Origin of the sequence: Sphingomonas sp. 2SG (genome assembly GCF_005503285.1) — a bacterium.
Taxonomy (GTDB): Bacteria; Pseudomonadota; Alphaproteobacteria; order Sphingomonadales; family Sphingomonadaceae; genus Sphingomonas; species Sphingomonas taxi.
In genome coordinates this window covers 38622-60361 of record NZ_SCMZ01000024.1, presented here as the reverse complement: position 1 = coordinate 60361, position 21740 = coordinate 38622, and the positions used below count along the sequence as shown (strand labels likewise).

The 21740-nt window shown below is 69.6% G+C and carries 20 protein-coding genes; 12 read left to right on the top strand and 8 right to left on the bottom strand.

Going from position 1 to position 21740, the window contains the following annotated elements:
* Positions 1–443: 443 nt before the first annotated feature.
* The 7 genes from phoB to FFS23_RS11590 all read right to left on the bottom strand — a co-directional run bounded on the left by phoB (position 444) and on the right by FFS23_RS11590 (position 7827).
* Positions 444–1136, bottom strand: a complete 693-nt coding sequence (gene phoB, locus FFS23_RS11620; protein WP_038663469.1) for a phosphate regulon transcriptional regulator PhoB — start codon at positions 1134–1136, stop codon at positions 444–446.
* Entirely contained in the window at positions 1136–1846 is a 711-nt protein-coding gene (phoU, locus tag FFS23_RS11615) for a phosphate signaling complex protein PhoU (RefSeq protein WP_038663466.1), read from the bottom strand. The genes phoB and phoU overlap by 1 nt, the downstream gene beginning before the upstream one ends.
* A gap of 10 nt (positions 1847–1856) precedes the next feature.
* Positions 1857–2630 carry a phosphate ABC transporter ATP-binding protein PstB gene (pstB, locus tag FFS23_RS11610; RefSeq protein ID WP_425424003.1) on the bottom strand — a complete coding sequence of 258 codons (774 nt, stop codon included), beginning with the start codon at positions 2628–2630 and terminating at the stop codon, positions 1857–1859.
* Positions 2612–3868, bottom strand: a complete 1257-nt coding sequence (pstA, locus tag FFS23_RS11605; protein WP_137898715.1) for a phosphate ABC transporter permease PstA — start codon at positions 3866–3868, stop codon at positions 2612–2614. The genes pstB and pstA overlap by 19 nt, the downstream gene beginning before the upstream one ends.
* Complete coding sequence (gene pstC / locus FFS23_RS11600) at positions 3861–5237, bottom strand: phosphate ABC transporter permease subunit PstC (RefSeq protein ID WP_137898714.1); 1377 nt, start codon at positions 5235–5237, stop codon at positions 3861–3863. Before pstC ends, pstA begins: the two co-directional genes overlap by 8 nt.
* 241 nt (positions 5238–5478) lie before the next feature.
* The gene (locus FFS23_RS11595; protein ID WP_249340642.1) at positions 5479–6549 is read right to left on the bottom strand and encodes a substrate-binding domain-containing protein; all 1071 of its coding nucleotides are present in this window, start codon (positions 6547–6549) and stop codon (positions 5479–5481) included.
* A gap of 51 nt (positions 6550–6600) precedes the next feature.
* Entirely contained in the window at positions 6601–7827 is a 1227-nt protein-coding gene (locus FFS23_RS11590; RefSeq protein ID WP_038663453.1) for a sensor histidine kinase, read from the bottom strand.
* A gap of 505 nt (positions 7828–8332) precedes the next feature.
* On the opposite strand from FFS23_RS11590, the gene FFS23_RS11585 reads away from it, so the two are divergent.
* From FFS23_RS11585 to FFS23_RS11570, 4 genes are read left to right on the top strand one after another with little or no spacing between them, the layout of a single operon-like run.
* Entirely contained in the window at positions 8333–8770 is a 438-nt protein-coding gene (locus FFS23_RS11585) for a hypothetical protein (protein ID WP_137898713.1), read from the top strand.
* Between the two features lie 4 nt (positions 8771–8774).
* Positions 8775–9041, top strand: coding sequence for an HPr-rel-A system PqqD family peptide chaperone (locus FFS23_RS11580; RefSeq protein ID WP_137898712.1), 267 nt, complete (start codon positions 8775–8777; stop codon positions 9039–9041).
* On the top strand, positions 9038–9892 hold the full coding sequence (locus FFS23_RS11575; protein ID WP_137898711.1) for an HprK-related kinase A: 855 nt from the start codon (positions 9038–9040) through the stop codon (positions 9890–9892). The genes FFS23_RS11580 and FFS23_RS11575 overlap by 4 nt, the downstream gene beginning before the upstream one ends.
* Positions 9877–10866, top strand: a complete 990-nt coding sequence (locus FFS23_RS11570) for a nucleotidyltransferase domain-containing protein (protein WP_137898710.1) — start codon at positions 9877–9879, stop codon at positions 10864–10866. Before FFS23_RS11575 ends, FFS23_RS11570 begins: the two co-directional genes overlap by 16 nt.
* A 6-nt stretch (positions 10867–10872) precedes the next feature.
* On the opposite strand, the gene FFS23_RS11565 is transcribed toward FFS23_RS11570, so the two are convergent.
* Positions 10873–11574 carry an HAD-IA family hydrolase gene (locus FFS23_RS11565; protein ID WP_137898709.1) on the bottom strand — a complete coding sequence of 234 codons (702 nt, stop codon included), beginning with the start codon at positions 11572–11574 and terminating at the stop codon, positions 10873–10875.
* Positions 11575–11635: 61 nt separating this feature from the next.
* Here FFS23_RS11565 and glmU point away from each other — a divergent pair, with 61 nt between their 5' ends.
* From glmU to FFS23_RS11525, 8 genes are read left to right on the top strand one after another with little or no spacing between them, the layout of a single operon-like run.
* Positions 11636–12988: a bifunctional UDP-N-acetylglucosamine diphosphorylase/glucosamine-1-phosphate N-acetyltransferase GlmU gene (gene glmU / locus FFS23_RS11560; RefSeq protein WP_137898708.1), complete on the top strand. Its 1353-nt coding sequence runs from the start codon at positions 11636–11638 to the stop codon at positions 12986–12988.
* A gap of 25 nt (positions 12989–13013) precedes the next feature.
* Complete coding sequence (locus FFS23_RS11555) at positions 13014–13391, top strand: ribbon-helix-helix protein, CopG family (protein ID WP_038663433.1); 378 nt, start codon at positions 13014–13016, stop codon at positions 13389–13391.
* A complete protein-coding gene (locus FFS23_RS11550; protein WP_137898707.1) occupies positions 13388–13765 on the top strand; it encodes a PIN domain-containing protein in 378 nt (125 codons plus the stop codon). The genes FFS23_RS11555 and FFS23_RS11550 overlap by 4 nt, the downstream gene beginning before the upstream one ends.
* A 15-nt stretch (positions 13766–13780) precedes the next feature.
* Positions 13781–15604: a glutamine--fructose-6-phosphate transaminase (isomerizing) gene (gene glmS / locus FFS23_RS11545; RefSeq protein WP_137898706.1), complete on the top strand. Its 1824-nt coding sequence runs from the start codon at positions 13781–13783 to the stop codon at positions 15602–15604.
* A complete protein-coding gene (locus FFS23_RS11540; RefSeq protein ID WP_171009462.1) occupies positions 15586–16797 on the top strand; it encodes an FAD-dependent monooxygenase in 1212 nt (403 codons plus the stop codon). The genes glmS and FFS23_RS11540 overlap by 19 nt, the downstream gene beginning before the upstream one ends.
* A 44-nt stretch (positions 16798–16841) precedes the next feature.
* Positions 16842–17756 carry an ROK family protein gene (locus tag FFS23_RS11535; RefSeq protein WP_137898705.1) on the top strand — a complete coding sequence of 305 codons (915 nt, stop codon included), beginning with the start codon at positions 16842–16844 and terminating at the stop codon, positions 17754–17756.
* Positions 17757–17804: 48 nt separating this feature from the next.
* Entirely contained in the window at positions 17805–19715 is a 1911-nt protein-coding gene (locus FFS23_RS11530) for a putative bifunctional diguanylate cyclase/phosphodiesterase (RefSeq protein WP_137898717.1), read from the top strand.
* The gene (locus FFS23_RS11525; RefSeq protein WP_137898704.1) at positions 19715–21592 is read left to right on the top strand and encodes a sensor histidine kinase; all 1878 of its coding nucleotides are present in this window, start codon (positions 19715–19717) and stop codon (positions 21590–21592) included. Before FFS23_RS11530 ends, FFS23_RS11525 begins: the two co-directional genes overlap by 1 nt.
* Positions 21593–21740 lie beyond the last annotated feature (148 nt).

Genomic DNA, 21740 nt, shown 5'->3' with positions numbered 1-21740 from the left:
GCGTGGTCGTCTGGGCGTCGGTCGGCGCCGGGGTGGTCTGCGCCAGGACGGGGGCAGCAATCAGGGCCGTGGCGGCCAGCAGAATGAGCTTCATCGCGGGATCTCCTATCGAATCTCATGCGTCATTTCGTGTCAACGCCTGCGCCCAACGTCCCAATGCGGACTTTTCTCCATCGTTTCGCGTGCGATTCTATTTCGGGCAACGCGGGCTATGGAGAAGAAGATCGCTCGCGCAAGCCCGTCACTTTCCCGGCGTGCTTCGTCACCCCGGACTTGTTCCGGGGTCCACCGCGCCGCGCGCGCGCGCTTCCATCCCAGCCGACCTCCTCGCCGCAGAGTGGACCCCGGAACGAGTCCGGGGTGACGAATCGGTGAGGAAGCCGATCGAGCCTAACCGACCGCTACGGCATAAGTCCTTACGTCCCGACGCCGCTCCCGCCACTTCAGGTGCCCGAATCGAGCGAATAGCCTGCCGATCGGACGGTGCGGATCAGGTCCGGGCGGTTGCCGATGTTGATCGCCTTGCGCAGCCGGCGGATATGGACGTCGACGGTGCGGCTCTCGATGTCGCTGTCGTGGCCCCAGACCGCGTCGAGCAGCCGCTCGCGGCTGAACACCCAGCCGGGATGTTCGAGGAAATGCTTGAGCAACCGGAATTCGGTCGGCCCCAACGGCACGACCTCGCCCGAGCGGCGGACCTTGTGGCCGACCGTGTCCATCTCGATGTCGTCATAGGTCAGCGCCTCGCCGGCGAGCGCCGGGCGGACGCGGCGCAGCACAGCGCTGACCCGCGCGACCAGTTCGCGCGGCGAGAAGGGCTTGGTGACGTAATCGTCGGCGCCGGTCTCGAGCCCGCGGATGCGGTCCTCCTCCTCGCCGCGCGCCGTCAGCATGATGATCGGCACGTTCTGCGTCTCGGTCATCCGGCGCAGGCGGCGGCAGACCTCGATGCCGCTCAATCCCTCGACCATCCAGTCGAGCAGGACGATGTCGGGCGCCTTCTCCTTGGCGAGCAGCAGCGCCTCCTCGCCGTCCGGAGTATGCGCGACGTCGAAATCCTCGCGCTTGAAGTGGTAGATCAGCAGTTCGGCGAGGGCGGCATCGTCCTCGACCAGCAGCATGGAGGCGCGGGCCATCAGCGTATGTCCTTGTCCGGGCCACCGCGATCGCGGTCGGCCATCTGGGTGCCGGTTGCGGCGAAATAGACCATTTCGGCGACGTTGGTCGCGTGGTCGCCGATCCTCTCCAGGTTCTTGGCGACGAACAGCAGGTGCGCGACCTGGCTGATCGTGCGCGGATTCTCGACCATGTAGGTGACGAGGGTGCGGAAGATGCTGTCGTAGAAATCGTCGAGCGCGGCATCGCTCTCGACGACGCGCCGCGCCGCCTCGGGATCGCGCGCGGCGAAGGCGTCGAGCGCCTGGCGCACCATGTCGCTCGCCATCCGCGCCATCGACGGCAGCAGCGAGATCGGCTCGATCCGGTGATCGCTGCCGTCATTGGCATTGGCGATCATCGGCACGCGCTTGGCGATGTTCTTGGCATAATCGCCGATCCGTTCGACCACCGCGGCGATCTTGAGCGCGGCGACGACCTCGCGCAGGTCGACCGCCATTGGCGCGCGCAGCGCGATGATCCGCACCGCGAGCCGTTCGACCTCCGCCTCGATCGCGTCGATCGCCTTGTCGTCGGCGCGCACCCGCGCGGCGAGCGCGGGGTCGGGGCGGGCGAGCGCCTGCATTGCCTGCGCGATCGCATCCTCGGCGAGGCCGCCCATCTGCGAGATCATCCCCCGCAACTGGCCGATATCGGCGTCGAAGGCCTTGACGGTATGGTCCAATGGCATGTCCGTCCCCTCAGCCGTAGCGGCCGGTGATGTAATCGCGGGTGCGTTCTTCCCGCGGGTTGGTGAAGATGTCGCTGGTCGCGCCGAACTCGACGAGCTGGCCGAGGTGGAAGAAGGCGGTCTGCTGCGAGACGCGCGCCGCCTGCTGCATGTTGTGCGTGACGATCACGATCGCATAGCGGCCCTTCAGTTCGTGGATCAGCTCCTCGATCTTGGCGGTGGCGATCGGGTCGAGCGCGCTGCACGGCTCGTCCATCAGGATCACCTCGGGATCGACCGCGATCGCGCGCGCGATGCACAGGCGCTGCTGCTGTCCGCCCGACAGCGCGGTGCCGCTGTCCGACAGGCGATCCTTGACCTCGTCCCACAGGCCGGCGCGGCGCAGCGACTGCTCGACCAACGCGTCGAGATCGGCGCGCGCGGTGGCGAGGCCGTGAATGCGCGGCCCGTAGGCGACGTTCTCGTAGATCGACTTAGGGAAGGGGTTGGGCTTCTGGAACACCATGCCGACGCGTGCGCGCAATTGCACGACGTCCATGCCGCTGGCGTAGATGTCCTCGCCGTCGAGCAGGATCTCGCCGCTGACCCGCGCCGCGGCGACGGTGTCGTTCATCCGGTTGAGCGTGCGCAGGAAGGTCGACTTGCCGCAGCCCGAGGGACCGATGAAGGCGAGGACATTGTCCTGGTCGACATCGATCGAGACATGGTCGATCGCCTGTTTGGCGCCATAGAAGACGCTGACGTCACGGGCGGAAATCTTCGGGGTCACCAGCGGGTCTCGAATCGGTTGCGGAGGTAGATGGCGAGCCCGTTCATCGCGAGCAGCACGACGAGCAGCACGATGATCGCCGCCGAGGTCTTCTCGACGAAGCCGCGGTCGATATCGTCGGACCACAGGAAAATCTGCACCGGCAGCACGGTGGCGGGATCGGTGAGCCGCGACGGCGGCGCGGCGATGAACGCGCGCATGCCGATCATCAGCAGCGGCGCGGTCTCGCCGAGCGCGCGCGCCATGCCGATGATCGTGCCGGTGAGGATGCCCGGCAGCGCGAGGGGGAGGACATGGTCGAACACCACCTGCACGGGCGAGGCGCCAACCGCGAGCGCGGCGTCGCGGATCGACGGCGGCACCGCCTTGATCGCGTTGCGGCCGGTGATGACGATCACCGGCATCGTCATCAGCGCCAGCGTCAGCCCGCCGACCAGCGGCGCCGAGCGCGGCAGGTGGAAGGTGCCGAGGAACACCGCGAGGCCGAGCAGGCCGAAGATGATCGACGGCACCGCGGCGAGATTGTTGATCGACACCTCGATCAAGTCGGTCCAGCGGTTCCGCGGCGCATATTCCTCGAGATACAGCGCGGCGAGCACGCCTATCGGGAAGGCGAGCGCGATCGTCACCGCCATCGTCAGCAGCGAGCCCTTGAGCGCGCCCCAGATGCCGACGCGGGTCGGGTCGGTCGAATCGGCGGCGGTGAGGAAGCCGGCGCTCCAGCCCATCGTCAGGATTCCGCGTGCCTTGAGCCGCGCCACGATCGCCTCGGCGGCGGGGGTGCCGTCGTGCTTGGCGGCGACGTCGATCGCGCTCGCCACCGGCACCGCGATCGTGGTGCGGCGGCGCAGCAGCGCCGGATCGGCCTCGATCGCGTCGCGCACCACCAGCCAGGCGCCGTCGGAGATCAGATCGGCGCCGCCCGGTCCGAACGCCTGCGTCGCGGCGCGGTCGACCGCGCCCTCCAGCCCGGCGCCGGCGAGCGCGAGATCGGCGCCGCGGCCGCGCACCTGCTGCGGCGTCACCGCCAGTTTGGCCGCGGCGAGATCGATCGGCAGCGCGACGCGCGTCTGGCGGAAGCCGCTCAGCCCTTCCGACACCATGCTGACGAGCAGGAAGGCGAGGAACCCCGCCGACAGCCACACGGCGGCGAGCCCCATCAGCCGGAAGCGCCGCTCGGCGACATAGCGCCGCCGCGTGCGCCGCTGCACCGACGCCGCCTTCCAGTCGGTGGGCAGGCGCGACTTATTCATAGGCTTCTCGATAGCGTTTGACGACGGTCAGCGCGACGATGTTGAGCCCCAGCGTGATGACGAACAGGGTGAGGCCGAGCGCGAAGGCGGCGAGCGTCTTGGCGCTGTCGAACTCCGCCTCGCCGGTGAGTAGGTCGACGATCTGCTTGGTGACGGTCGTCGTGCTGGCGAAGGGATTGGCGGTGAGCGTCGCGACGCCGCTCGCCGCCATGACGACGATCATCGTCTCGCCGATCGCCCGGGAGACCGCGAGCAGGATGCCGCCGACCACGCCGGGCAGCGCGGCGGGCAGGATCACGCGGCGGATCGTCTCGGACTGGGTCGCGCCCATCGCGAGGCTGCCGTCGCGCATCGACGCGGGGACGGCGGCGATCGAATCGTCCGCCATCGACGAGACGAAGGGAATGATCATGATCCCCATCACCGCGCCCGCCGCCAGCGCGCTTTCCGACGAGGCGTTGGCGACGCCGAGCGCGACGCCCAGTTCGCGCACCGCCGGCGCGACGGTGAGCGCGGCGAAATAGCCATAGACGACGGTCGGCACGCCGGCGAGCATCTCGAGCACCGGCTTCAGCCAGGCGCGCGTGCGGGCATGCGCATATTGGGTGAGGTAGATCGCGCTCATCAGCCCGAACGGGATGGCGACCGCCATCGCGATCACCGCGCCGATGAAGAAGGTGCCCCAGAACAGCGGCACCGCGCCGAGACTGGCGCCGGGATCGCGCGCGTCGATCACCTGCGGGCTCCAGTGCGTGCCGAACAGGAACTCGCCGATCGGCACGATGCGGAAGAAGCGCGCCGATTCGTAGAGCAACGACGCGACGATGCCGATCGTGGTGAGGATCGCGATCAGCGACGCGGCGAGCAGCAGCAGCATGACGACGCGCTCGACCTGGGTGCGCGCCGCGAAATCGGGGCGCACCCGCGTGAAGGCGAGGCCGCCGCCGGCGAAGGCGAGCAGCAGCGCGATCGCGGTGGCGATCCAGTCATAGCGGTGCTGCGCGGCGGCATAGGCGGGGGCGAGCTTTGCCGACAGGTCGTGGAAGGCGCCGTAGCTGCGCCCGGCGCCGAGCTCGCGCGCTTCCGACAGGATCGATGCGCGCTCGAAGCCGGGCGGCGGCAGCGCCGCGGCGGCGGGGGTGGCGAGCACCGCGTCGGTGACCAGCGCGGGTGCGGTCAGGCTCCACGTCGCGAGGAAGACGAGCGGCGGCACGAGCGCGCAGATGCCGACGAAATAGCCGTAATGGACGGGCAAGGCGGTGAAGCGCGCGCGCCCCGGCGTACGGAACGTCGCCGCGCGCATCCGCGCGGCGAGCCAGCCGATCAGCGCGAGCCCGAACACGACGATGGCGACGGCAAGCGCGCTCATGCCGCGAACCCCGCCATATCCATCCCGTCACCCCGGACGTGATCGCGGAACTTGCAAAACTCCCCCAGTGCTCCTGCGAAAGCAGGAGCCCAGGAGTTCCAGGCGTCAGGCGTTGGTTTGCTTGGCCCTGGGCTCCTGCTTTCGCAGGAGCACTGCGCTGCTCGCACGGCGCTCCTTGCCGCGGCGTGGACCGCGGAACGGGTCCGGGGTGACGGCGTCGGTGGGAAAAGCGTGACGCGCATCACGACGGCAGATCCGCGGGATCGAGCGGCGTCTCGTGCGCGACGACCGCCGCCGCCCTCGCGCGCACCGCCGGGGGCGCGGCGATCAGGCCGCGGCGGACGAGCGGCCCCTCCGGTCCCCAGGCACGGGTATAGCTTTGCAGGAACGCCTTGAGCCCCGGGATCGCCTTGAGATGCGCGATCTTGACGTAGAGGTACAAGGGCCGCGATCCCGGATAGGCGCCGGCCGCGATCGTCGCATAGCTCGGCGTGACCCCGTCTATCGCGACGCCGTCCACCGTGCCGGCATTCTGTTCGAGATAGCTGTAGCCGAACACGCCGATCGCGTCGGGATTGGCCGACAGTTTCTGGACGATCAGATTGTCGTTCTCGCCGGCATCGACATAGACGCCGTCCTCGCGCACCCGCGTGCACAGCATCTTGTGTGCCTCCGGATCGGTGCGGGCGAGCGTGCGGGCGTGCGGATCGATCGCCTCGCAGCCGCGGGTCAGGATCAGCTCGGCGAGCGCGTCGCGGGTACCGCTGGTCGCGGGCGGGCCATAGACCTGGATCGGCGTCGCCGGCAGCGCCGGATTGACGTCGCGCCACAGCCGCGCGGCGTTGCGCACGCCGCCCGGCGTCGCGGCGAGCGCACGATAGAGATCGGCGGGGGTCAGCCTCATGCCCGGTCCGCTCCCCGCGGGTCGGCGCGCCTCAGCAAAGGCGATGCCGTCGATGCCGATCTGCACCTCCATGATCGGCCCGACGCCGTTCGCCTGGCAGCCGGCATATTCGCTGCGCTTCATCCGCCGCGAGGCGTCCTCGATGTCGGGATGCGCCGCGCCGAGCCCGGCGCAGAACAGCCGCATCCCCGCGCCGGTGCCGGTCGATTCGATCACCGGCGCCTTGGCGTCGGGCTGGTTGGCGACGAACGTTTCGGCGATGAGCGTCGTGAAGGGATAGACGGTCGACGATCCCACCGCGGTGATCTGATCGCGCGCACCGCCGCCGCCGCCGTTCGCCTGATCCTGGCAGCCGGCGAGGCAGAGCGCCCACGTCAGCAGCAGGCCAGGAGTTCGAACGCGCATCATGTCCCCGCGAGCGACTCGACGCCGCCACGCCCCGCCTGTGTGACGGTTACGTTACCCTTTGATGACACCGGCTTCGGCCAGTGCATCCGCCGGCGGCAAGGCGACGGTGACGCTGGTGCCGACGCCGACCCGGCTGACGATGTCGAGCCGGCCACGATGCCGCTCGACGATATGCTTGACGATCGCGAGGCCCAGCCCGGTGCCGCCGACGCTGCGGCTGCGGCCGGGGTCGACGCGATAGAAACGCTCGGTCAGCCGCGGGATATGCTGCGGCGCGATGCCCTCGCCCTCGTCGGTGACGGTGAAGCGCAGCAGGTTCGACGGGTCGAGCCCCAGCGCCACCGTCACCGGCGTGCCCGCCCGGCCGTATTTCATCGCATTGCCGATCAGATTGTGCAGCAGTTGCGACAATTGCGCCTCGTCGCCGACCACCTCGGGCAGGTCCGGGTCGATGGTCACGGCGACGTCCTGCGCGCGCGGACTGTGCGCGGCGGCGATCTCGGCGGCGACGTCCTCGAGCAATTCGCTCAGCGACAGCCGCTCGCCGGGCAGCCGGTATTTCTCCGCCTCGATCCGGGAGAGCGAGATCAGATCCTCGACCAGCCGCTGCATCCGCCGCGCCTCGGCGAACATCACGTCGAGGAAGCGGCGTCGCAACCCCGGGTCCTCGCCCGCCTCCTCGTTGAGCGTCTCGATGAAGCCGAGGATCGAGGCGAGCGGCGTGCGCAATTCGTGGCTGGCGTTGGCGACGAAGTCGACGCGCATCTTCTCGGCGGCGTAATTGCCCGACTGATCGATCAGATGGACGATGCGCGCGCCGTCGGCGGTTTCGCCGGTGCGCATCTCCCAGCGCTGGTCGGGGCTGCCAAGACCGACCAGCTCGACCGGACGGCCGGGCAGCGGCGCGCTGGAACTCAGCCGGTCGGCGGCGGCGGGGTGGCGGATCGCGACGCGGACGTCCTCGCCGACGATATGGCGGCCGAGCAAGGCGCGCGCAGTAGTGTTGGCACAGGTGACGACGCCGCCACGGACCAGCAGCACCGGCTCGGCGATGACGTCGAGCACCTCGCCGAGCAGCACGTTGGCGTCCGGCCCGGCATGGCGCGCCGCGGCGATACCCTGGTCGCCGCGCCCCATCGCCGCCAGCGATGCCGCCACCGCGCCAACGAAGGCGATCGCGGCGCCGTCCGGCCGCCCGTCGACGAGGAACACGCCCGCGCCGGTGCCGAAGGCGATTCCCAGCGCGCCGCTGAGCCGGTGGACGAATCGGGAAGCCATGACGCGTGGCTAGCCGAGCTTGGCCGCGGCGGGGAGGGGGGATGTCGCTACAAGCTTCGGGATCGGGTCGCGACGCTCCCGCCCCCTCCACCACTCGGCCGACGCGGAGTCGTCCCCGCCAGGCAGGGCAATCACATATGGCTGCGGTTCATGAGGATCGATCGGTTTCCTCATCAGCTCCGTCACCCCGGACTTGTTCCGGGGTCCACCACGCCGCAAGGGAACGGCAGGAGGCTCAAGCCTTGCTCCCCGCCGCAGAGTGGACCCCGGAACACGTCCGGGGTGACGGGGTGGATTTGGAATACGAAGGAACCAGATTTGCGCCCGTCTGCCATATCCCCCGCCAAGGGGAGGTGGCGCGGCGAAACCGTGATGGACGGGAGCCCGGCGACTTCATCAATGCCGACCGTCACACCGAAATTTCCCCTCCGTCCCACCACCGCACATTTCCTGCGCTTGCCAGTGGTTAGCGAATGTGAAAGGCAGTGGCGGTAGCAGGGGTGCCATGAGTGACGAGACGCCGGTCGACGGCTACAATCCAGCGCAGGCGGGACCGGCGGAGCCGGACGATGCCGCCGTCGCCAGCCGCCGTCGCGTGCTGATGCTCGGCGCGGTGACCGCCGGCGCCGTGGTGTCGATCCGGCCGGCGTTGGCGCAGACCGCGGGTTCGGTGATGACCTGCGAGATCCCGGTGCCCGATCTGGGGCGGGCGGGCCGCTTCATCGATCCGGCCGGCAACGTCGTCGCCCCCGGTACCAAGGGCGCATTTCCCCCCGCCTCGCGCCCGTTCAAGGGCGAAGAGGTCAAGCGCGCGCTCGCCGGCGCGCAACTGCCCGGCACGACCTACGAGAGCAACCGCGCCTATGTGAGCTATATCCGCAGGCTGCAGCGCGGGCAGGGGGGCTTCACCTGCTTCGCCTCGTTGCAGATGCCGCGCGGCTGACGCCTTGCGCTATCGCGCCCCGGCCGACGCGGCGCTGCTGACCGCCGAACTCGACGCCTTCACCGCCGTCTTCCATCGCCCGTCCGGGATCACCCATCTGCTGGTCAGCCCCGCGCCCGAGATCCTCGCGCTGCTCGCCGACACGACGCTCGACCTCGAGACGCTGCTGCTCCGGCTGGGCGAGCGCTACGACCTCGGCGACGCCAGCCGCGACGCGCTCGCGGCCCGGCTCGACGAAATGGTCGCGGCGGGGCTGGTCGAGGCACTATGAGGCACGTCTTCACCGTACGGATCGGCCCGATCGGCTTTCGCGTCGGCAGCGACTGGCGCGCGCCCATCGACGCCTTGCGCGAGCTCTACCGTTATTATCCCTCGCCCAATCTGCCCGACTTCACCGTGCGGCTGGAGGCGACGCATTGGTGGCGGCGCTGGCTGCGGCCGTCGATCCGCATCGCCGGCGACTATATGCTGCCCGAGGCGGCGCCGCTGCCGCTCGCGCAGGGGCTGCTCGCCGCCGAAATGGCGATGAACCTGCAACTGGCGCTGGGCGGGCGCCGCTATCTGCTGCTTCATGCCGCCTGCGTCGAGCGCGACGGGCAGGCGCTGCTGCTCACCGGCGAATCGGGGGCGGGCAAGTCGACGCTGGCGACCTTGCTGGCGGCGCACGGCTGGCGGTTCATGAGCGACGAATTCGCGCTGATCGATCCCGAGACCGGGCTCGTCCACCCGTTTCCCCGCCTCATCAGCCTCAAGAATGCGGCGATCGCCGCCGCCATCGCCGCGCGGCCCGACGCCAAGCTCGGCCCCCTGCTCACCGGCACGCCCAAGGGCGACATCCGCCATATGGTGCCCGACGCGCTCGCGGTCGGTGCGATGGACGAGCCCGCCGCACCCGCGATGCTGCTCTACCCGCGTCACGGCTTCGCGGCGGAGACACGCGGCGTGCTGCCGTCCGAATCCTTCGTCCGGCTGACCCAGGCGTCGACCAATTACGTCGCGCTCGGCGAGGCGGGATTCGACGCCCTGACCCGATTGGTGCGCACCACGCCGGCGCATGCGATCGACTATCCCGATGGCGCCGCGGCGATCGCGCAGGTGGAGGCGTTGTGGCGGACGCTCTGATCCTCGCGCGCGCGCTCGCCGACCCGCAGTCGCTGGCGCTCGACACCGACTGGATCGGCCTCGTCACGACGGCACGCGCGGAGCAATTGCTCGGCACGCTCGCCTATCGGCTCGATGGCCTGCCGCTGCCCGAGGATGTCGCGCTGCTGCTCGCCGATGCGCGCGCCGCCGCCGAGAATGGCCGCCGCGCCGCCTTGTGGGAGGCGGAGATGGCGCGGCGCGCGCTCGCGCCGCTGGGCTGTGCGGTCGTGTTGCTCAAGGGGACGGCGTTCGTCGCCGCCGGGCTGCTCGCCGGGCGCGGCCGCTCGATCGGCGACCTCGACATCCTCGTGCCGCGCGGGTCGCTCGATGCGGTCGAGGCGAAGCTGCTCGCCGCGGGGTGGGAATGGGTCAAGCCCGATCCCTATGACGACGCTTATTACCGCCGCTGGATGCACGAGCTGCCGCCGCTGATCCATCGCGACCGCGACCGGATGATCGACGTCCACCATACCATCCTGCCGCTCACCGCGCGGATCACGCCCGATGCGGCGGCGCTGCTGGCGCAGGCGCAGCCGCTCGGCACCGGCCTTGCCGTGCTGTCGCCCGACGACATGCTGGTCCATGCCGCCGCGCATCTGTTCGCCGACGGCGACCTTGCGGGGGGGCTGCGCAACCTGTGGGACATCCACTGCCTGATCGACGATCACGGCAGCGAGGGCGCACGCGCACGAGCGGCGGAGCACGGCCTGTCGCGCGAGGTGGCGAGGGCGCTACGGCTGACGCACCGGTTGTTCGCGACGCCGGTCGATCCGGCCTATCGCACGCTGGCGCGGGGCGATGCGCTCTACCTGCGCCGGCTGCTGGCGCGCGACGATTGGGGGCGGCCGATCCGCCCGGCGACGCGACTGGCCTTCTACGTCCGTTCGCACTGGCTGCGCATGCCGCCGGCGATGCTGGCGCGGCACCTCTGGGCAAAGTGGCGGCGGGACTGAGTCGTCTTACCGCGCCAGCCGCTCCAGCGTCGGGATCAGTTCGTCATAGCCATCGATCACCGCATCCGCGCCGAGCTCGGCCACCGGCTGCATCAGGAAGCCGAACGAACAGGCGATCGTCGGCAGGCCCGCCGCCTTGCCCGCCGCGATGTCGAAGATCGAATCGCCGACGAACGCCGCGGTGCCGCCGCCGCAGCGCGCGAGCATCTCGTAGATCGGCTTGGGGCTGGGCTTGGCATTGCCCGGTCCCATCGTGTCGCCGCCGATGATGCACGCGAAGCGGCCGGTGAGATCAAGCGCGCCGAGCAGCTTGCGGGCCAGCCCCTCCAGCTTGTTGGTCACCACCGCCAGCCGCGCGCCCTGCGCGGCGAGCGTATCGAGCGCGTCGAGCACCCCGGGATAGGGCTGCGTCAGATCGGCGATATGCGCTTCGTAATGGTCGAGCAGGCGCCGATGCAGCACGTCGAGCGTCGCCTCGTCGCAGCCGCCGGTCGCCGCCATCCCCTGCGCGAGCATGCGACGCGCGCCGCCGCCGATCATCGGCTTGACCTGCGCGACGCCGAGCGGCGCCCGCCCGACCGAGGCGAGCGCATGATTAACCGCCGCGGCGAGATCGCCGCTGGTGTCGAGCAGCGTCCCGTCGAGGTCGAAGCCGACGATGTCGAACGGGGCGTCGGGCGACGGGCGGGGCGGTGAATTCGACGTCATATCCGTGCGCCGGTGGCGCGTCGGTATGGAATTGGCAAGCCTTCCGTGGCAGTCGGACGGCATGACCACAGCCATCGCCGTCATCATCCTCGCCGCGGGCAAGGGCACGCGGATGAAGTCCGACCTGCACAAGGTCCTCCACCCGATCGCCGGGCGGCCGATGCTGCTCCACCTGATCGACAGCCTCAACCGCGCCGGCGCGACGCGCCGCGTCGTCGTGGTCGGCGCCTCGGGCGAGCAGGTCGAATCGGCGGTGGCGGCGACCGGGGTCGAGATCGCGTGGCAGCGCGAGCAGCTCGGCACCGCGCATGCCGCCTTGCAGGCCAAGGTCGCGCTCGCCGGTTTCGACGGTATCGCGATCGTCTGTTTCGGCGACACGCCGCTGCTCGGCAGCGACACCGTCGCCCGGCTCGCGGCGCGGCTCGAGGCGCCCGATGCGCCGACCGTCGCGGTGCTCGGCTTCCGCCCCGCCGATGCGCGCGCCTATGGCCGGATCATCGCGGCGAGCGACGGCACGATCCGCAAGATGGTGGAATATAAGGATGCCAGCCCCGCCGAGCGCGCGGTCGAATTGTGCAATTCGGGCGTCACCGCGGTGCGCACGCGCGACCTGTGGCGGCTGCTCGAATCGGTAGGCAACGACAATGCGGCGGGCGAATATTACCTTCCCGACGTGGTGACGCTGGCGATCGCCGGCGGCGGTCGCGCGGTGTGTATCGAGACGGGCGAGTACGAGGTCGCCGGCATCAACAGCCGCGGCGAGCTGGCGGCGGTCGAGGCAGGCTGGCAGGCGGCGCGGCGCGCGCAGGCGATGGCCGACGGCGCGACGCTGATCGCGCCCGAGACGGTGTGGTTCAGCCACGACACCGTCGTAGGCCGCGACGTGGTGATCGAGCCCAATGTCGTCTTCGGCCCCGGCGTCACCGTCGCCGACGGCGTCGTCATCCACGCGTTCAGCCATATCGAGGGCGCGACGATCGGCGCGAGGGCGGAAGTGGGGCCCTATGCCCGGCTGCGTCCCGGCGCGACGCTCGGCGTCAAATCGAAGGTCGGCAATTTCGTCGAGATCAAGAAGGCGGTGCTCGGCGAGGGCGCCAAGGTCAATCATCTCTCCTATATCGGCGATGCCGAGGTCGGCGCGGCGGCGAACATCGGCGCTGGCACGATCACCTGCAATTACGACGGCTTCTTCAAATATCGGACGCAGATCGGCGCGGGCGCGTTCATCGGCTCCAATTCGGCGCTGGTCGCGCCGGTGTCGGTCGGCGACGGCGCGATCGTCGCGGCGGGATCGGTGCTGACGCAGGACGTCGAGGCCGGTGCGCTGGCGCTAGTCCGCCCGCCGCAGGTCGCCAAGCCCGGCTGGGCGACGCGCTTCCGCGCGATGATGACGGCGCGCAAGGCTGGCCAGTGATATCACTGTGTGATATCATGCGGTCATGACGCGAGTGCTGGCCGACCTTCCGCCCGATGACCTGCGCTGGCTCGACGAGCGTGCGGCGAAGCTCGGCCGGTCGCGCGCGTCGATGCTGCGCGAGGCCGTCGCCACGTTCCGGTCGCAGGCGCAGTCGGAGGACGATCGCGATTGGCTCGATCGGGGCTTCGGCCTGTGGAAGGATCGCACCGATATTGGCGATGCGGTCGAATGGCAGCGCCGCGAGCGGGCGAGCTGGACCCGTCCGTGGGATGACGACTATGAAGAGGTCAAGGCCGAGTTTCCCGATCTGTTCGACGCGGAAGACGACCGCCAGCGCCAGATCTATCTCGACATGGTGGCCGGCAAATATCCCGACCCCATCTATCCCGACCCCGCATGACCAGCCACGCGTTCGATTCGAACATCGTCATCGATGCGCTGGCGGGCTTCGGTCCGGCGCGCGACGAAATCCGGCGTGCGCTCGATCAAGGTGGCGCATGGGTGAGCCGGATGGTCTGGGTCGAGGTCCTGTCGAAGGGCGCGTCGTGTGACGTGGAAAACGCGCAGGCGTTTCTTGGCGGATTCAAGGTGGACGAGATCGATGCGGACATCGCCCTGCGTGCGGCGGCGCTGCGTCGCGAACGGCACCGGCTGAAATCGCCCGATGCCATCATATTGGCGAGCGCGACGCGGCACGGCCGCATCCTCGTCACCCGCAACATCAAGGATTTCCCGGCGACCATGCCGGGGATCCGTGTTCCCTACCTCCTCTGAAGGCAGACCCCGATCATGTGTGGAATCGTTGGAATCGTCGGCGCGGAAGACGTCGCGGATCGCCTGCTCGACGGGCTCAAGCGGCTCGAATATCGCGGCTATGACTCGGCCGGCATCGCCACCGATCATGACGGCGGGATCGAGCGCCGGCGCGCCTCGGGCAAGCTCGTCAACCTCGCGCGCGAGCTCGCCGCGCATCCGCTGCCCGGCACCACCGGCATCGCGCACACCCGCTGGGCGACGCATGGCGGCCCGACCACCAACAATGCGCACCCGCATGCGACCGAGGAGGTCGCGGTCGTCCACAACGGCATCATCGAAAACTTCAAGCCGCTCCGCGACGAACTGATCGCCCGCGGCCGCGTCTTCACCAGCGAGACGGATACCGAGGTCGTCGCGCACCTCATCAGCGAGAAGGTCGAGGCGGGGATCGACCCGGTCGGCGCGGTGCGCGAGGTGCTGCCGCGCCTGCACGGCGCCTTTGCGCTCGCCATCCTGTTCCGCAAGCATCCCGAATTGCTGATCGGCGCGCGGCTCGGCTCGCCGCTCGTCGTCGGTCATGGCGACGGCGAGACCTACCTCGGCTCCGACGCGCTCGCGCTCGCGCCGCTGACCCAGCGCATCGCCTATCTCGACGAGGGCGACTGGGTCGTCTGCACCGCGGACGGCGCACAGGTCTACGACCGCGACAATCATCCGGTCGAGCGTGCGATCACCATTTCCGGCGTCACGGGCGAGCTGATCAGCAAGGGCAATCATCGCCACTATATGCTGAAGGAGATCTACGAGCAGCCGATCGTCGTCGCCCAGACGCTGCGCTCGTACCTCCAGCGGATGGAAGAGCGCGTCACGCTGCCGATCCCCGAATTCGACCTGTCGAGCATCAAGCGCGTCACGATCGTCGCCTGCGGCACCAGTTTCTACGCCGGCATGGTCGCCAAATATTGGTTCGAGCAATTCGCCCGCGTCCCCGTCGACCTCGATGTCGCGTCCGAATTCCGCTACCGCGCGCCGGTGATGGAGCCGGGCGGGCTCGCGCTGTTCATCAGCCAGTCGGGCGAGACCGCCGATACGCTCGCCGCGCTGCGCCACGCGCGCTCCGAGGCGCAGACGATCGCGGTCGTCGTCAACGTGCCGACCAGTTCCATGGCGCGCGAGGCGGACCTGCTGCTCCCGACGCACGCCGGGCCGGAGATCGGCGTCGCCAGCACCAAGGCGTTCACCTGCCAGCTTGCGGTGCTCGCCGCGCTCGCCGCCAACCTCGCCCGCGCCAAGGGCAAGCTCAAGCCCGGCGAGGAGCGCGACATCGTCCGTCACCTCGCAGAGGCGCCTGCCGCGCTCAACGGCGCGCTCGCCTATGACGAGGCGATTCAGGCGATGGCGGGCGTCGTCGCCGGCGCGCGCGACGTCCTCTATCTCGGCCGCGGCACCGATTATCCGCTGGCGCTGGAGGGCGCGCTCAAGCTCAAGGAGATCAGCTACATCCACGCCGAAGGCTATGCCGCCGGCGAGATGAAGCATGGCCCGATCGCGCTGATCGACGAGAACGTCCCGGTGATCGTCATCGCCCCCTCCGGCCCGCTGTTCGACAAGACGGTGAGCAACATGCAGGAGGTGCAGGCGCGCGGCGGCAAGGTCGTCCTCATCAGCGATTACGACGGTATCCAGGCGGCGGGCGAGGGGTGTATCGCGACGATCACCATGCCGAAGGTGCATCCGCTGATCGCCCCGCTCGTCTATGCGGTGCCGGTGCAGCTGCTCGCCTATCATGTCGCAGTGGCGAAGGGGACCGACGTCGACCAGCCGCGCAACCTCGCCAAATCGGTGACGGTGGAATAGCCGCGCCCCGCGACATCGCGGTCGCCGGCTGCGGGCCGGCGGGGCTTGCCGCGGCGCTGCCGCTCGCGCGCGATGGCCATCGCGTCACCGTGTTCGAACGCTTCGATGCGCCGGTGCCGATCGGATCGGGTCTGATGATCCAGCCGACCGGTCTCGCTGTCCTGCGTGGCCTCGGGCTTGCCGACGTGCTGATCGCCCGGAGTGCACGGATCGAGCGCTTGTTCGGCACGGCTAACGGTCGCGTCGTGCTCGACGTCGGCTATGATACCCTCGCGCAGCCGGGTCTGTGTGGCTTCGGCGTGCATCGTGCGACGCTGTTCGCTATCCTGCACGAGGCGGTGTTCGCGGCCGGCATCCCGCTCGAAACCGGACGCATGATCGTCGGCAGCGAACTCGTAAGCGGCGATCGCCGCCGTCTGACCTTTGCCGATGGCCGTAGCTCGGAGAGGTTCGACCTGATCGTCGACGCACTCGGCACGCGGACGCCGCTCGCGCCGCCGTGTGGCCGCGCGCTCCGTTATGGCGCGCTCTGGGCAAGTCTGCGCCGGGTCGAGGGGTTCGCGCCCGATGCGCTCGAACAGCGGTATCGTCGCGCCAGCACGATGGCGGGCGTCCTGCCGATCGGTCGTCCGCCCGGTGCCGAGCAGGAGCAAGCCGCATTTTTCTGGTCGATCCACGCCGACCGGGTCGCGGAGTGGCGGGCGGCCGGGCTGGATGCGTGGAAGGATGGCGTACGAGAATTATGGCCCGCGACGACCCCACTTCTCGACCAGATCGATGATCCCGCGCAGCTCACCTTCGCCCGATATGCGCACCGCACTCTCCCGCGGCCGGCGGAAACGGCGTTGATCCACATCGGCGACGCCTGGCATTCGGCGAGTCCGCAATTGGGTCAGGGCGCCAATATGGCGCTGCTCGATGCGCATGCACTTGCCATCGGGCTGCGCGCGGCGGATGTCGACACGGGACTGGCGGCGGCGGTGGCGATGCGTCGGCGTCATGTCCGCCTCTACCAGTCGCTGACCGCGCTGTTCACCCCGGTCTATCAGTCCGACAGCCGCATTCTGCCGTTCGTGCGCGACCGGCTGGTCGGGCCATTATCGGGTCGCTGGCCGGCGGATCGCATCCAGGCGGCGATGGTCAGCGGGCTGATCGGACGGCCCCTTGCGCCGCTTGCGCTGACTCTCGCCTAATCCGCAGTTCTCGGCTAACGCCCGCGTCCAAAGGAGAAACGATCGTGGTCAGCGTCCCCCCTCTGGTAGCCGGTATCGAATTGGGTGGGACCAAGATCGTCTGCCTGCTGGCGCGCGGGCCGGATGCGATCGAGGATCGCGTCCAATTGCCGACCACCCGGCCCGAAGAGACGCTGGCGGGGATCGAGCATGTCCTCGACGGCTGGGGCAAGTTCGACGCGCTCGGCATCGCCAGTTTCGGGCCGATCTCGATCGACCGGCATGCCGCCGATTACGGCCATGTCACCTCGACCCCCAAGCCGCATTGGGCAGGCACCGACGTCGCCAAGCGGCTCGCCGCGCGCTACGAGGTGCCGACCGGTTTCCATACCGATGTCGTCGGCGCCGCGCTGGCCGAGGCGCGCTGGGGCGCCGCCGAGGGGCTGCGCGATGTCGCCTATGTGACGGTCGGCACCGGCATCGGCGTCGGTCTGATCGCCGGCGGCGTGCCGGTCGACGGCCTCACCCACAGCGAATTGGGCCATATCCGCCCCGACCGGCTGACCGGCGACGACTGGATCGGCATCTGCCCGTTCCACGGCGGGTGTCTGGAGGGGCTCGCCGCCGGCCCTGCGATCGGCGCGCGTGCCGGCAAGAAGGGCGAGGACATCGCCGCCGACGATCCCGTCTGGGAGCCGGTCGCCCATGTCCTCGCGCAGCTCTGCCACACGCTGGTGCTCACCGGCGTGCCGCGGCGGATCGTCATGGGCGGCGGCGTGATGGTCGGCAACGACCATCTCTTCCCGCGCATCCGCGCCGCGATGGTCAAGAGCCTCGCCGGCTATATCGCCTTGCCCGAAATCGCCGAGCCTTCGTTCGTCGTCCCGCCGGCGCTCGGCGGCAATGCGGGGCCACTCGGCGCGATCGTGATTGGCGGTCAGGCACTCGAACAGCAATTGAAGTCGTTCACGGCGTTTTAACCGTATTTGCTTACCTCTCCGCCAATGAGGAGAGGGAAGTTCGTGTCGATGACTGCCGCTGCACCCGAACGCCTGCCACCCCGGCGCCTGCTCGTCGTCGACGACGAGCCGGCGATGCACGACAGTTACGTCCGCAGCTTCGTCCGCCAGCGCGGGGCGGAAGAGGATGCGCTCGGCGTGATGGCGGTGGATTTGTTCGGTGCCGATGCCGCGCGCGATCCCGACGAAGCCGAGCCGTTCGAACTCACTCTCTGCCATCAGGGGCATGAGGCGGTCGCCGCGGTCGAGGCGGCGCAGGCCGCCGGGACGCCGTATGCCGTCGCCTTCATCGACATCCGCATGCCCCCCGGCATCGACGGGCGCGAGACCGCGCGCCGCATCCGCGCGATCGATCCCGAGATCAACCTGTGCATCGTCACCGGCTTTTCGGACTTCTCGCCGATCGAGATCAGCAAGGTCGCCGGTCCCGTCGACAAGATCTTCTACATCGCCAAACCGTTCGAGGTCGCCGAGATCATCCAGACCGCGACCGCGCTGGCCCGTCGATGGGAGGTGGACCGCGAACTCGCCGCGGCGCGCGTGCAGCTCGCGCAGCAGATCGTCCAGCTCGAGGAACAGGCCGCCGAACTCGCCGCCAACGAGAGCCGCGCGCTGCACATGGCGACGCACGATTCGCTCACCGATGCGCCCAACCGGCTCGCCTTCCTGCGCGCGCTCGGCGATCGCGCCCGCCGCCCCGGCCTGTTCGCCACCGCGATGTTCGATCTCGACCGGTTCAAGATCGTCAACGACACGCTCGGCCATCTCGCCGGCGACGCGCTGATCCGCGACGTCTACGCCATCCTTCAGGCGCATGCGCCCGCAGGCGCGGTCGTCGCGCGGCTCGGCGGCGACGAATTCGGCGTGCTGTTCGACGCCGCCGGCGAGGACGCCGCGGTGATGGCGTGCGACCGCATCGTCGCCGCCTGCGCGGGCACGCATCAGGTGTTCGGCAATTCGGTACAGAGCGGCGCCTCCGCCGGGGTCGTCGTCGTCGAGGGCAGCGGCTGCGACCCGATCGACGCGCTGCGCCGCGCCGACCTCGCGCTCAACGACGCCAAGCGCGCCGGCCGCAGCGTCACCCGCCTGTTCGACGAGAGCATGGATGAGGGCATCCGGTTCCGCCGCCGTGTGGAACAGGGGCTCGCCGCCGCGATCGGTCGCGGCGAACTCAGCCTCGTCTACCAGCCGATCGTCGGCCGCGGCGACCTCGAGGTGATCGGCTTCGAGGCGCTGGTGCGCTGGAACACTGAGGAATATGGCCCGATCAGCCCGGCGATCTTCATCCCGATCGCCGAGGAATCGAACGTCATCCACGATCTCGGCGACTGGATTCTCGACGAGGCGTTGAAGACGGTGCAGCGCTTCCCCGGCCAATATGTCTCGGTCAATTTCTCGCCGCGCCAGTTCCGCCGCCACAATTTCGTCGGCCATGTCATGGAGAGCGTCCAGCGCGCCGGCGTGCTGCCCGGCCGCGTCCAGATCGAGATCACTGAAACCGCGATCTTCGACGATGCCGAGCGCGCCGCCGAGACGCTCTATCGCCTCCGCCAGATGGGCTTCCGCATCGCGCTCGACGATTTCGGCACCGGCTATTCCTCGCTCTACAACATCCGCAAATTCGCGCTCGACAGCCTCAAGATCGATCGCAGCTTCATCGACGGCATGGGGCGCGAGCGCGAGAGCGCGGCGATCGTCCATTCGATCATCCATCTCGGCCGGGCGCTGGGGCTGGAGGTGATCGCCGAGGGCGTCGAGACGCCGGCGCAGGTCCAGGCGCTGCGCCTCGCCGGCACCAGCCACCTGCAGGGCTTCTTCTTCTCGCCGCCGGTCGCCGCCGATCGTGCGATCGCGCTCGCCGAGCGGCGGGTGATCGGCGGTACGCCAGGCGATCGGGCGGATACCGGAACCGACGGCTGATGCGCCTTCCCGCGCTCGCGGCGTGGTCCTGGCGCGCGCGACCGGGGCGGGCGATGTCGCTCGGCGCCAAATTGGTGCTGATCCTCACCTTGGTCGGCGTCGTCGGTGCGCTCGGCATCACCGTATTGCTCGCCGGGATCATCACGCCGAGCTTCGACGCTCTGGAGGCCAAGGCGGTACAGGGGCACGTCGACCGCACCCGCGCGGCGCTCGCCGATTATGCCGCCAAGGTCGAAACCGCCGTCCGGGACTATGGCGATTGGACGCAGGGCTACGACTATATGGCGACGCCGCCGCCGGCGTCGCCCGCGGCGGCCGCATTCGAGCGCGACGGCGTCTCGCGACGTGCGCTGCGCGATCTCGGGGTGCAGGGCATCGCCTATGTCTCGGCCGACGGCGGCGTCCGCGTCGCGCGCTGGCGCGATGCGTCCCCGGGGGCGACGCACCGCGCGATGCAGGCGGCGATGGCGCAGGTCGCCGCCGATGCAGATCTCCCCCGCATCCTCGGCAAAGGCGCGTCGGCGCATTTCTACGCGCGCGTCGGCCCCGACATCGCCGCGATCGGCGTCGCGCAGGTGCGCCGGTCCGACGGCAGCGGCGATCCGCGCGGCTATGTGCTGATGGCGCGCGTGCTGACCGCGCGCCAGTTGTCCGATTTGTTGCGGCTCGACGCCCGGATCGGTCCCGCTGCGAATGCCAGCGGCCATGTCGCATCGGCCCGCGGGCGGATGACGATCGCCGTGCCGATCCGTGCGCCCGATGGCCGCGCGATCGCCACCGCGCGCTTCGACGTCACCCGCGACGCGACCCTGCTCGGCCGGCGCATGCTGCTGTTGGCGGTCGCCGGTTCGACCTTGCTGCTGCTGATCGTGCTTCTCGTGCTGCGCCGGGTGATCGCCCGGCTGGTGCTGGCGCCGTTGCAGCGTGTCGAGCGTCACATGCAGCGCGTCCGCGCCTCCGGATCGATCGCCTTGTTCGAGGGCGATCGCCGCCGCGACGAATTCGGGTCGCTCGGCCGCAGCCTCAACGCGATGCTCGCGCAGCTCAAGGACCTGCGCGAGCAGATCGAGGTGCAGAGCTTCGCCCTCGGTCGCAGCGAGAGCGCGGTCGCGGTGATGCACAACGTCCGCAACGCGCTCACCCCGATCAGCACCATCCTGACCCAGGGCATCGCCCAGCCGCCGCCGATCGATCGCGCCACCGTCGAGCGCGCACTCGCCGAGCTCGCGCTCGAGACGCTTCCGCCCGAACGCCGCGCGCGGCTCGCGACCTTCGTCACCGCTGCCTTCGCCGCCGAGGTCGCCGGGCGCGAGACGATGCGCGGCGAGCTGCGTGTCGGCCGCGAGGCGATGGCGCACGTGCTCGAGATCATCGGCCAGCAGCAGCAGCAGGCGCACGACCGCCCGCATCTCAAACGCTGCGACCTCAGCGACATCGTCGCGCGCAACGCCGCGATCGCGCGCTATGCCGATGCCGCCTCGATCGCGTTCAGTTTCCCCGCCGGGTCGTATTACGTGCGCGCCAATCGCGTCATCCTCAGCCAGGTGATCGGCAATCTGCTCGGCAATGCCGCCGAGGCGGTCGCCGCCACCGGCAGCGACAGCGGCAGCATCGGCGTGTCGATCCACCAGTCGGGCGACGTGGTGACCGTCCACATCCGCGACGACGGCGAAGGCTTCGACGCCGCCACCGGTGCGACCGTGTTCCAGCGCGGCTTCTCGACCCGCGAACACAAATCCGGTGGCCTCGGCCTGCACTGGTGCGCCAATTCGATGACTGCGATGGGCGGCACGCTGCGGCTGGAGAGCGAGGGCCGGGGCATGGGCGCGGTCGCCATCCTGACGCTCCGCGCCGCGACGGCGGATGGCGCGGCATGAGCCCAAGGTTCCCTGTCTGAATTCCAAGACGGATGGCGGTTGTTCGGACACGTGCTGTTGCAGACCGGCAACGTAACAGAACGGTTATGCAAATGCCGCCATTCTGTCATTCGGCCAACCTAGCCCGCCCGCTTGGGCGCTCCCCGGG